We start from the raw sequence: 10963 nt of genomic DNA on the forward strand, positions 1-10963 counted from the left end.
CGGATGAGTATCTGCAATGCGTCCTTTGAGTGAGCAGGAACAGTTCTGGCAGGGCGACTTCGGTAACCAGTACTTCGAGCGCAATGTGGGGCAACCGCTGGTGGCGGCGAACCTGGCATTGTTTGCCAAAGCACTGAGCCGCGCCGCAGGCATCGAGAGCCTGCTGGAACTGGGCACCAGCGCCGGCAACAATTTGCAGGCGTTGCATCAACTGCTGCCACGCTGCGAGCTGTTCGGTGTCGAGATCAACGACAATGCCTGTGCGCAGGCACGGACGTTGGGCATTGCCCGGATCTGGCAGGGCTCGCTGCTCGATTTTCCGCGTGAACGCCGCTACGACCTGACATTGAGCAAAGGCGTGCTGATCCACCTGGCCCCGGAGCTGTTGCCGACGGCTTATGCGCAGTTGTATGAGTTGAGCCGGCGCTACATCCTGATCGCCGAGTATTACAATCCGGCGCCGCTGGAAGTGTCTTATCGTGGCAACAGCGGCAAGCTGTTCAAGCGTGATTTCGCCGGCGAAATGCTCGATCGTTATGCCGATCTGCAGTTGCTGGATTATGGTTTCGTCTATCACCGCGATCCGCAGTTTCCTGTGGACGATATCACTTGGTTTCTGCTGGAAAAACGCCCTTGAGCAACGTCGCAATTATCCCGGCCCGTGGCGGCAGCAAACGTATTGCGCGCAAGAACCTGGCGCCGTTCGATGGCGTGCCGATGATGGTCCGTTCGATCCGCACGGCGCTGGATTCAGGTTTGTTCGAGCAGGTGGTGGTCAGCACCGACGATGCCGAGATTGCTGATGTGGCGCGAGCGCACGGTGCGCAGGTGCCCTTCATGCGTCCGGCGGCGCTGGCCGATGACTACACCGGCACCGCGGCGGTGATCGTGCACGCATTGCAGCAACTGCCGGCTTTTGATTACGCCTGTTGTGTGTATGCCACGGCACCGCTGTTGCAGGCACGTTATCTGCGCCAGGGCATCGAGTTGCTGGAGCAACGTCCAGACAAGTCTTTCGCGTTCTCCGTGTGCGGTTTTGGTTTTCCGGTGCAGCGTGCACTGACTCTGGACGGACAGGGTGCCTTGACCGCTTTGTATCCCCAATTTCGCGAGACTCGCTCCCAGGACCTGCCCGAGGCCTTTCAGGACGCCGGCCAGTTTTATTGGGGGCGCAGTGAAGCGTGGTTGCGCGGCGAAGTGCTCTATTCGCCCGCCAGCCTGCCGGTGATTCTGCCCCGCCATCTGGTGCAGGACATCGACACCCTTGAAGACTGGAAGCGCGCCGAATACCTTTACGCCGCGCTCAAGGCCGGTGGAGAGCTGCAATGAGAGTTTTGATTCGTGCCGACGCCTCGCCAACCATCGGCAGCGGCCACATTGCCCGCTGCCTGACGCTGGCGCGGGTGTTGCGCGGGCAGGGCAGCCACGTCGCGTTTGCCTGCCGCTGCCTGCCGGGCCATCGCCTGGATGCCTTGCGCGCCGAGGGCTTCGAGACGTTTGCGCTGCCTGAGCGCTACGCCGATGAAGACCCGCAGCAGGCCATCGAATCGATGCTGCCGTGGCAGGCCGACATCGACGCGCTGGGCATGCAGCTTGAAGGTCATGCCGAATTCGACTGGGTCATCGTCGATCACTACGGTCTCGATCACCAATGGCAAGCGGCTGCTCGACAGTGGGCGCCACGGATTGCGGCAGTGGATGATCTTGCCTCGCGGCGCTACAGCGTCGATCTGTTGCTCAATCAGAATCTCTCGGGCCTGCACGAAAATTATCGGCCGCTGTTGCCTGAAGGGTGCCGCACCTTGCTCGGCCCACGCTATGCCATGTTGCGTGAAGAGTTCAGCTGCCCGGCCATCGAGATCAAAAACCGGGCCCGACGGGTATTGGTCAACTTCGGCGGTTTCGATGCAGCGCGGCAAACCCATCATGCGATGCTCGCGCTGGCCGATTTTGCCGAGTTGCAGGTGGACTTCGTCGCTGGCGCCGACAATCCGGCATGGGCGCAGATGCAGGCCTTGGCCGAGACACGGCCGAACTGGCGTCTGCACAGTTTCGTCAGCGACTTCTACCAGCGCATGACTGAGGCTGATCTGTTTATCGGCGCCGGGGGTGGCACCAGTTGGGAGCGGGCGGCGATGGGGCTGCCGACGATCTGTATTGCTGTATCGAACAATCAGCAGGCCAACGGCGAAGTCATGGCGGCAGCGGGCGCGCATGTGTTCCTGGGCGCCCGTGAGCAGGTCAGTGTCGAGCAGTTGCGCGACGCCATCGGCTTTGTCACTGGCAATCATTATTTGCGCCAGAGCCTGGCCGAACGCTCTCGACAACTGGTCGACGGGCGCGGTGCCGAGCGGGTCGCGGCGGCACTGGCCGGTGCCGTGCTGAAGATGCGCGCGGCGACGCTGGACGATGCGCAGTTGCTGTTCGATGGGCGCAATGCCGAAACGGTGCGGCGCCGGTCGCTGGACACCGGCGTGATCGATTGGCCGCAACACCTGAACTGGCTGACGGCGACTTTGCGCAATCCGCAGCGCCTGCTGTTGATCGCTGAAGCGGACGACGGCGCAGTCGGCGTTGTGCGTTATGACCTGAACGGGACTGAGGCCGAAGTTTCGATCTACTTGCTCGAAGGGCGGATGGGGCTGGGCTGGGGCAGGGCGCTGTTGGCCCGTGGCGAGGCATTTGTTGCTACACACTGGTCGCATCTGCAGGTCATCACCGCACAAGTGTTGCCGGACAATCGTCCCTCATTGAATGTGTTTCGTGACGCCGGTTTCACTCAGACTGCCTGTGCGTTCACCCGTGTTTTGAAGGATCACCCGCATGACTAGTTTCAAGATTGGCGACCGCTTGATCGGCGCCGAGGCGCCGCCCTTCATCATCGCCGAGATGAGTGGCAACCATAACCAGTCACTGGACGTCGCCCTGCAAATTGTCGAGGCGGCGGCCAAGGCCGGGGCGCATGCGCTGAAGCTGCAAACCTACACCGCGCAAACCATGACCCTGGATCTGGCTGAAGGCGAGTTTTTCATCAAGGATCCGGGCAGTCTGTGGGCCGGTACTTCACTTTACGATCTGTACGAAAAGGCCCACACGCCATGGGAATGGCACGCGCCGATTTTCGCCAGGGCCAAAGCGCTGGGCATGCTTGCCTTCTCGACACCGTTCGATGAGACCGCGGTGGAATTTCTCGAAAGTCTCGACGTGCCGGCCTACAAGATTGCCAGTTTCGAAAACACCGATTTGCCGTTGATCCGGCGTGTGGCGGCTACTGGCAAACCTCTGATCATTTCCACCGGCATGGCCAGCATTGCCGAACTGGATGAAGCCGTGCGCGCCGCGCGCGAAGCGGGTTGCAAGGATCTGGTGTTGCTCAAGTGCACCAGCACGTATCCGGCCACGCCGCTCAACAGCAACGTAAGAACAATCCCCCATCTGCGTGAATTGTTCGGCTGCGAAGTTGGGCTGTCGGATCATTCGATGGGGGTTGGCGTATCGGTGGCCGCCGTGGCGCTCGGTGCGACGGTGGTGGAAAAGCACTTCACCCTCGACCGTTCAGCAGGCGGCGTCGATGCCAGTTTTTCGCTGGAGCCGGCGGAAATGGCCAGCCTGGTGGTGGAAACCGAACGCGCCTGGCAAGCCATGGGCCAAGTGCATTACGGCGTCACAGAGGCCGAACGCAAGTCGCTGGTCTATCGCCGCTCGCTGTACGTCACCGCCGACATGGCGGCCGGTGACACCTTTACCGGCGACAATCTGCGCGCCATTCGCCCCGGTCTCGGTCTGCCGCCCAAGCACACCGACGCGGTTCTTGGCCGTCGTGCGCGCGCGCCGATCAAGCGCGGCACGCCGCTGGACTGGTCGTTGGTCGAATAACCCGATCTGCACCGATTCGGCAAAATAGCGTGACCTGTGAGTCATAACGCGCATCTTCACTGTATTGTATTGATCGGGGAGATGGCGCCTGGCTCGTTTTCGATTCCAGTGATAGCCCTTTGCGCTCCCCGTGGCTGCCCGTTGTGGCGGCCGTTTTCTGTTTGTCGGCGCCCCTCGAAATCCTTGCGAGCGGTGGTCTTGGGCTGTTTTTTATTGGGAAGCCGTAATGATTGGCATAAAAAGCATTGCGAGCTACGTTCCTGTAGCCGGCGTGGACAATTACGCACAAGGTGCAAAATTCGAGAAGGATGAAGAGTTCATCCTTGGCAAAATCGGCTCGGCATTCCTGCCGCGCAAAGATGCTGATCAAGAGACTTCCGATCTGTGCGTGGAAGCGGCCAATGCGCTGTTTGCCAGCAACCCTGAACTGAAGCGTGAATCGATCGACGCACTGATCGTCGTCACCCAGAACGGTGACGAAGAAGGCCTGCCGCACACCGCCGCGATCGTGCAGGACAAACTCGGTCTGCCGACCAACGTTGCGGCGTTCGACATTTCCCTGGGTTGCTCCGGTTATGTCTACGGCATCTACGCGATCAAGGGCTTCATGGAAGCCGCCGGCCTGAAGAACGGCCTGCTGATCACCGCTGACCCGTATTCGAAAATCGTTGATCCGGAAGACCGCAACACCACCATGCTGTTCGGCGATGCCGCCACTGCAACCTGGATGGGCGAAGATCCGACCTGGGCGCTGGGCAAGGCCAAGTTCGGTACCGACGGTTCCGGCGCACCGCACCTGAAAGTCACTGACGGTGTGTTTTTCATGAACGGTCGTCAAGTGTTCAACTTTGCGCTGCTCAAAGTCCCGGCGCACTTGCATGAATTGCTCGACGACAGTGGGCTGAACGCTGACGACATCGACGCATTCTGCATTCACCAGGGCAGTGCGGCGATTGTCGATGCCGTGGCGCGTCGTTTCGAAGGCGAGCCTGAGAAGTTCATCAAAGACATGGTCGAGACCGGCAACACCGTGTCGTCGAGTATTCCGCTGCTGCTGGAAAAACACGTGATCGATTCCGACTGGCAGCGCATTGCGCTCAGCGGTTTTGGCGTTGGCTTGTCGTGGGGCTCGGCGATCATCTATCGCCCCTGAACCCGATTAAAAACGGCTGATACAAAAATAGCGTTCAAGGTTAACCTTGAACGCTATTTTTTTGCCTGAAAGGGAGCGCGAGGCGCCATGAGCGAGTTTTTCCAAGACAACGCCCAGGTGATCCAGCAACGCTGGCCGGCGCTGTTTGCACGATTGGTGGCTGAAGACAGTTCGGCCATTCAAGCCGAACTGGTGCAAGGCCTGGGCTCTACGTTGAGTGTGGACGGAATTCAACTGACCAGTCGTCACGACCGGATCCACGAGGCCCGAGTCCAGGCGGCCAGCCTGCCGGAAAAGCCTCGGTTGCACGTCTACGGCACCGGCCTTGGGGACTTGCCGTCGGTGTTGCTGGAGCGCGCCGCACTTGAGCGGTTGTACGTGCATATCCTTAACGGCGCCTTGTTTGCGTTGGTTCTGCAGTTGCTCGACCAGCGGCAATGGCTTGAAGATCCCAGAGTGGAACTGATGTATGCCGGCGATCATGCGGATATCTACACGCCGTTTTTTGCGCTACCCGCCGAAATGCTTCTGGCCGATGACTTCAGCGCGAAAATTCGTGATCGGCTGGTCAATGAAGTTCACCTGAGTTTCAACAATCGCGAGTTCGATCCGCAATTGCCGGCGATCCAGCAGCGCCTGCGCGATAGCCTGGAGGTGCTGCTTGCCGATGATGACGTGGCGCAACTGTTTGGCACCTGCAGCGGCCGCGAAATCTATGTGATCGGCACCGGACCGAGCCTGGAAAGCCATTTTCAACGGCTGGCGGCGGTGCGGGCTCAGGCCGAGCGGCCGCTGTTCATTTGTGTCGACACGGCTTATCGGCCTTTACGTCAGCACGGGATCATCCCCGATCTGGTGGTGACGATCGATCAGTTGATCAGCTTTCGGCATCTGCCCTTCGAGGAGTCCGACGGTATCCCGCTGGTGTACCTGCCCATGAGCTCCCCCCAGGTGTTGAAGGCCTGGAAGGGCAAGCGCTATGGCGCTTACACCGCCAGCCCGGTCTACGCCACATTGCGTGAGCAGCACCCTCGGGCCGAATTGCATGCCGGCGGCAGCGTGATTCACCCCGCCGTGGACCTGGCGGTGAAAATGGGCGGCACGCGCATCACCCTGTTCGGCGCCGACTTTGCCTTCCCGATGAACAAGACACATGCCGGATGGGACGATGGCGACCTGGGCCCGGCCCTCGAGCAGGCGCGGCACTGGGTCCATGACGGCAATGGCGAACGGGTCAGGACGCAGCTGAATTTTCGTGGCTACCTGTGCGTGCTGGAGCGTTATATCGCGCGGCATCCAGAGGTTAGCTTCCTTAACAGCAGTCGGGCAGGGGCGATGATCGTGGGCACGCAGTTCAATCCGGAGTTTGTGCAATGAGCGCGCAGGTGACGTGCATCAGCGCATGCCGGCAATGCGCCGGCTTGTTTCGTTTGGGGCGTGATGTCGAAGCGGCGCTGACGATGGTCGAGGTATTCGACGAGGCGCAGCGGTTGTTTTCGCTTGCCCCTGAGCAGGTTCAGCAGTCGTGGGCACAGGTCCTGACCGACATTCTGGCGTGTCAGGAACGCCAGGATTGGTTGGGGCTTGCCGATTTCATCGAGTATGAACTGATTGAATTGCTGGAAAGCGCGCAGCGCTGAAGGGGACCGACGGCTCTGGCACAGGGGTTGGTGGTGCGGGCAGTTTTATGGCGTCATTTTTTCGTGGGTGGGGGCGCGCTAAGCCCTTGTTTTTTTGGGAGTGGCAGGGTGATGGCAAATTTTTTTCAAAAAGCCCTCAAGCAACCTGCAAACCCGACGATAACTATTACGAAGGTTCTCTAGGCCATACCCGGCGGTTGCCAGGGCCGGAAGCCGCAGTACCCAACCAACGAGGAATTCTTCTTGTCTTTAACTGTATTCACCAAAACCACACCCGTGCACGTTCAGAAAAACCTGAACCGCGCTTCCGACGCTCTGTCGACTTCGATGCAGCGCCTGTCTTCCGGCCTGAAAATCAACAGCGCTAAAGACGACGCCGCTGGCCTGCAGATCGCTACCCGTATGACTTCCCAGATCCGTGGTGGCAACCAGGCGATCCAGAACGCCAACGACGGTATCTCCGTTGCTCAGACCGCTGAAGGCGCTCTGCAAGCTTCGACCGACATTCTGCAACGTATGCGTGAACTGGCTGTTAAAGCCCGTACCGGTACCAACGGCAGCATCGACCAGAAAGCAACGAACGACGAATTCGCCCAGATGTCGGACGAACTGACCCGTATCTCTGCTTCGACCAACCTGAACGGCAAAAACCTGCTGGACGGTTCGGCTGGTACTGTGACCCTGCAAGTGGGCGCAAACACCGGTTCGGCTAACCACATCGACCTGGTACTGAGCTCCAAGTTCGACGCCGTCAGCCTGTCCGTAGGTAGCGGTACTGTAGTTCTGACCGGTGCAAGCGTATCGGGCGCTGCTGCCAACATCGACAACGCAATCACCGCGATCGACGCTGCAATTGCAACGATCAACAGCACTCGTTCGAGCCTGGGTGCTTCGCAGAACCGTCTGACCAGCACCATCTCCAACCTGCAGAACATCGTTGAGAACACCACCGCTGCACAGGGTCGTGTACAAGACACCGACTTCGCAGCAGAAACTGCTAACCTGACCAAGCAGCAAACTCTGCAGCAGGCTTCGACCTCCGTTCTGGCTCAAGCCAACCAACTGCCTTCCGCTGTACTGAAGCTGCTTCAGTAATTTCGGAATGAGTTCGGGCGGGGGAGTGCGCTGGTCGCGCTCTCTCGCCTTTTTTCGTTAGGAGGTGATGGGCATGGACATGAGCGTCAAGCTTAACCAGTCTTATCCGGCTCCCAAGCCAGTAACGCCGGTTGCTGACAAACCGTCAGAGACGCCTAAAGTTGCCAAGACTGAAGCCCCGGTCGCTGCCAAGAGTCAGGATACGGACGATGCCAAGTTGAAGCTGGCGGTGCAGGAGATCGAGAAGTTCGTTCAATCGATCAAGCGCAATCTGGAGTTCTCCATCGACGAACACTCCGGAAAGGTCATCGTCAAGGTAATCGCAAGCGAGACGGGTGAGGTTGTTCGACAGATCCCCTCCGCAGAAGCTCTCAAGCTGGCAGACAGCCTGGCCAATGCAAGCCACGTGTTGTTCGACGCCAAAGTCTGATAGCTGGCATGAATAATGTTTGTCTGTTCTCAGGACGCGTGTAACGGTCAAAAGAATGGCAACAATCTGAAGGGAGATGCACATGGCAAGTCCAATTCTACCGGGTTCCGGACTGGGTTCCGGCCTGGACATCGGTGCGATCGTCACTGCGCTGGTCAACGCTGACAAGGCGCCGAAGCAGACGCAGATCGACACTGCGACCAAAGCCAACACGCTGAAGATTTCCGGCGTCGGTTCGCTGAAGAGTGCGTTGACCGCGTTCCAGACGGCTATGACCAATCTGGGCAGCAAGACCAATCCTGCCTTTGCCGGTTTCAACGCGACTTCGAGCAATACCAATCTGAGCGCGACGTCCGACAGCACCGCAGTGACGGGCAGTTACAATGTCGTTGTCAGTCAATTGGCCACTGGTTCGAAAGTCGCCAGCGCCTCTTTCGCCGGCGGTACCGCCAGTGCCATTCCGAGTGGTACCCTGAAAATCAGTCAGAATGGCACTGATTACAATGTCGATATTCCTGCCAATTCCACTTTGCAGACCACCCGCGACGCCATCAACAAGGCTCAGGGCGCCAACGGTATCTCCGCCAACATTGTGACCGACGCCTCGGGTGCTTCGCGCCTGGTGATCAGTTCGAGCAAAACCGGCGAAGGCTCTGACCTCAAAGTCAGCGGCATTGCCGGTCTGGAAATCGATGGCACCCAGCCGATGGGCACTAACCCGGCTGCAGGCGCTTCAGGCGCCGTCAACGGCGTCGCGATGAACGCCAAGCTGACCATCGATGGCCTTGCAGTCACCAGCAAAAGCAACACGGTGACCGGTGCAATCAGTGGCTTGACCCTGAACCTGACGACGGTCAGTCCTGTCGTGGGTAGCGTTGCGACGCCGACTGTTGTCAGCGTGGACGCCAACACCAAAGGACTGCAGACATCGATTCAGTCGTTCGTCGACGCTTACAACACGTTGAAGACCACCATCGATACGCTGTCCAAAGCGACGCCGGATGCCGATGGCAAGCTGACTGTGCAGGCGGCGTTCACTGGCGACGCGATGCCGCGCACGCTGATTGCCGATATTCGTGGCCAGTTGACGGCGGAAGGGGCTGGTGGTCCGTTGGCGATGCTGTCGCAGTTGGGTGTGATGACCGACCGTAACACCGGTAACCTGACGTTCGATACCGCAGCCTTCACCAAAACCATGGCGCAACCAGGCATGACTGGCCAGGTTCAGCAGTTGTTCACTGGCACCAACGACACCAATGGTCTGCTGGCGCGTATGAACAAGGCTGTTGACCCGTATCTCAAGCCACCGGCGGGTAATCTGAGCAGCCCTAGTTTGCTCGATCAGCGCATGGCCATTCTCACAAAAAACACCCGCAATCTGACCGACCAGCAAGCGGCACTGGACTTGCGCGTCGAGAACCTGACCAAGACGTTGACTGCCAAGTACAACGCCATGGACTTGCTGGTTGGGCAGATGAAGGCGACGGCGAGCAACATCACGTCGTTCTTCAGCTCGCTGAACGCTCAGCAGTCCGCGAAGTAACAGGCAGGCACGACAAAAACCCGGCTACGCTTTATCGGCGTGCGCCGGGTTTTTGTCTTTTTGATCTAAAGTTCTCTGACTCGTTGGCGATACACTGGTTATACGAGTCAATGTGGCAATGAGGTAGAACATGAATCCGATGTTAGCCCTTCGGCAATACCAGAAAGTCGGCGCACATGCACAGACGTCCGAAGCGAGCCCGCACCGTCTGGTGCAGATGTTGATGGAAGGTGGTCTGGGGCGTATCGCCGAGGCCAAGGGCGCCATTGAGCGCAAGGATATTGCTGCCAAGTGCACGGCTATCAGCAAAGCTGTTGGCATCATTGGCGGCTTGTGTGAAGGTCTGGATCTGGAAAACAGCGCTGATTCGGTCGGTGAGCTCAACCAGCTCTACATCTACATGATGAAGCGACTCGCCGAAGCCAACGTCAAGAGTGATCCACGGATTCTCGACGAAGTTGCCGGTCTGCTGCGCACCGTAAAAGAAGGCTGGGACGGCATTGCTCCACCAGGCCCCCAGTTTTAAGGAGAGCACCATGAGTCTTGTATTGCAGCGAATTGCCGATACCCGTGAAGCGTTGGTCGGTGCCCTGGCCGAGCGCAACTGGGAAGCCATTGGTGAGCTCGATCTGGCTTGCCGTTCCTGCATGGAAGACGTCATGGCCGAGGCTTCGCTGGACGAGGCTGCGTTGCGGGAAAACCTTGAGGAGTTGCTTCACGTCTACAAGGAGCTTCTTGAGGCGGCCATGGGTGAGCGCCAGGCGATAGCCAACGAGATGTCGCAGATCACCCAAGCGCAAAAGGCAGCAAAGGTTTACCATCTGTTTGGTTAATTAATCCCCGGTTAATCCAGACATGTGCGCCATAAATTTGACTGTGCACGGTTTTTTGACTTAACTAGTGGCTGTTTTCAGATTTCAGGCGTCTACAGGCACAAGGTGTCCTGCAAGCGTCTCGCTTGCCCCATTTTTCGGGCATTGAGTTGACTAGGGAAGTTGCTATTGCATGTGGCGTGAAACCAAAATTCTGCTGATCGATGACGATAGCGTCCGCCGCCGCGACCTGGCGGTGATCTTAAATTTTCTCGGCGAAGAAAATTTACCCTGCGGCAGCCATGACTGGCAGCAGGCCGTCGGCTCTTTGTCGTCTAGTCGTGACGTCATATGCGAACTCATCGGGACGGTCAATGCTCCTGGTGCGCTGTTGGGCTTGCTAAAGACACTCTC

The 10963-nt window shown here is 58.7% G+C and carries 12 protein-coding genes and 1 pseudogene; all 13 read left to right on the forward strand.

What is annotated here, in order from left to right:
- The first annotated feature begins 16 nt into the window (after positions 1-16).
- Positions 17-637, forward strand: a complete 621-nt coding sequence (locus tag ACIOWE_RS25845; protein ID WP_401397401.1) for a pseudaminic acid biosynthesis-associated methylase — start codon at positions 17-19, stop codon at positions 635-637.
- On the forward strand, positions 634-1329 hold the full coding sequence (gene pseF, locus ACIOWE_RS25850; protein ID WP_401397404.1) for a pseudaminic acid cytidylyltransferase: 696 nt from the start codon (positions 634-636) through the stop codon (positions 1327-1329). Before ACIOWE_RS25845 ends, pseF begins: the two co-directional genes overlap by 4 nt.
- Positions 1326-2831 carry a UDP-2,4-diacetamido-2,4,6-trideoxy-beta-L-altropyranose hydrolase gene (gene pseG, locus ACIOWE_RS25855; RefSeq protein ID WP_401397407.1) on the forward strand — a complete coding sequence of 502 codons (1506 nt, stop codon included), beginning with the start codon at positions 1326-1328 and terminating at the stop codon, positions 2829-2831. Before pseF ends, pseG begins: the two co-directional genes overlap by 4 nt.
- Positions 2824-3876: a pseudaminic acid synthase gene (pseI, locus tag ACIOWE_RS25860; protein WP_401397410.1), complete on the forward strand. Its 1053-nt coding sequence runs from the start codon at positions 2824-2826 to the stop codon at positions 3874-3876. The genes pseG and pseI overlap by 8 nt, the downstream gene beginning before the upstream one ends.
- 226 nt (positions 3877-4102) lie before the next feature.
- Positions 4103-5029, forward strand: coding sequence for a ketoacyl-ACP synthase III (locus ACIOWE_RS25865; protein WP_401397413.1), 927 nt, complete (start codon positions 4103-4105; stop codon positions 5027-5029).
- An 87-nt stretch (positions 5030-5116) separates the two neighbouring features.
- Positions 5117-6406, forward strand: coding sequence for a motility associated factor glycosyltransferase family protein (locus ACIOWE_RS25870; protein WP_401397416.1), 1290 nt, complete (start codon positions 5117-5119; stop codon positions 6404-6406).
- Entirely contained in the window at positions 6403-6669 is a 267-nt protein-coding gene (locus ACIOWE_RS25875) for a hypothetical protein (protein ID WP_401397419.1), read from the forward strand. Before ACIOWE_RS25870 ends, ACIOWE_RS25875 begins: the two co-directional genes overlap by 4 nt.
- A gap of 243 nt (positions 6670-6912) precedes the next feature.
- Entirely contained in the window at positions 6913-7764 is an 852-nt protein-coding gene (locus tag ACIOWE_RS25880; protein WP_401397422.1) for a flagellin domain-containing protein, read from the forward strand.
- Between the two features lie 73 nt (positions 7765-7837).
- Entirely contained in the window at positions 7838-8194 is a 357-nt protein-coding gene (locus tag ACIOWE_RS25885; protein ID WP_201239254.1) for a flagellar protein FlaG, read from the forward strand.
- A gap of 82 nt (positions 8195-8276) precedes the next feature.
- Positions 8277-9737, forward strand: coding sequence for a flagellar filament capping protein FliD (gene fliD, locus ACIOWE_RS25890; protein ID WP_401397425.1), 1461 nt, complete (start codon positions 8277-8279; stop codon positions 9735-9737).
- A gap of 130 nt (positions 9738-9867) precedes the next feature.
- Positions 9868-10263 (forward strand): flagellar export chaperone FliS, encoded by a 396-nt coding sequence (gene fliS, locus ACIOWE_RS25895; protein ID WP_201239256.1) that lies wholly within the window; start codon positions 9868-9870, stop codon positions 10261-10263.
- A 10-nt stretch (positions 10264-10273) separates the two neighbouring features.
- Positions 10274-10570 (forward strand): flagellar protein FliT, encoded by a 297-nt coding sequence (fliT, locus tag ACIOWE_RS25900; RefSeq protein ID WP_201239257.1) that lies wholly within the window; start codon positions 10274-10276, stop codon positions 10568-10570.
- Between the two features lie 172 nt (positions 10571-10742).
- Positions 10743-10963 (forward strand): annotated as a pseudogene (locus tag ACIOWE_RS25905) (sigma-54-dependent Fis family transcriptional regulator); the annotation flags it as partial.

Source organism: Pseudomonas sp. NPDC087598 (assembly GCF_044743525.1).
Classification (GTDB): domain Bacteria; phylum Pseudomonadota; class Gammaproteobacteria; order Pseudomonadales; family Pseudomonadaceae; genus Aquipseudomonas.

Coding starts and splice junctions, on each gene's coding strand:
- fliD (WP_401397425.1), top strand. CDS start 8,277: ATGGCAAGTCCAATTCTACCGGGTTCCGGACTGGGTTCCGGCCTGGAC.
- fliS (WP_201239256.1), top strand. CDS start 9,868: ATGAATCCGATGTTAGCCCTTCGGCAATACCAGAAAGTCGGCGCACAT.
- ACIOWE_RS25870 (WP_401397416.1), top strand. CDS start 5,117: ATGAGCGAGTTTTTCCAAGACAACGCCCAGGTGATCCAGCAACGCTGG.
- pseI (WP_401397410.1), top strand. CDS start 2,824: ATGACTAGTTTCAAGATTGGCGACCGCTTGATCGGCGCCGAGGCGCCG.
- fliT (WP_201239257.1), top strand. CDS start 10,274: ATGAGTCTTGTATTGCAGCGAATTGCCGATACCCGTGAAGCGTTGGTC.
- ACIOWE_RS25865 (WP_401397413.1), top strand. CDS start 4,103: ATGATTGGCATAAAAAGCATTGCGAGCTACGTTCCTGTAGCCGGCGTG.
- pseG (WP_401397407.1), top strand. CDS start 1,326: ATGAGAGTTTTGATTCGTGCCGACGCCTCGCCAACCATCGGCAGCGGC.
- ACIOWE_RS25845 (WP_401397401.1), top strand. CDS start 17: ATGCGTCCTTTGAGTGAGCAGGAACAGTTCTGGCAGGGCGACTTCGGT.
- ACIOWE_RS25885 (WP_201239254.1), top strand. CDS start 7,838: ATGGACATGAGCGTCAAGCTTAACCAGTCTTATCCGGCTCCCAAGCCA.
- ACIOWE_RS25875 (WP_401397419.1), top strand. CDS start 6,403: ATGAGCGCGCAGGTGACGTGCATCAGCGCATGCCGGCAATGCGCCGGC.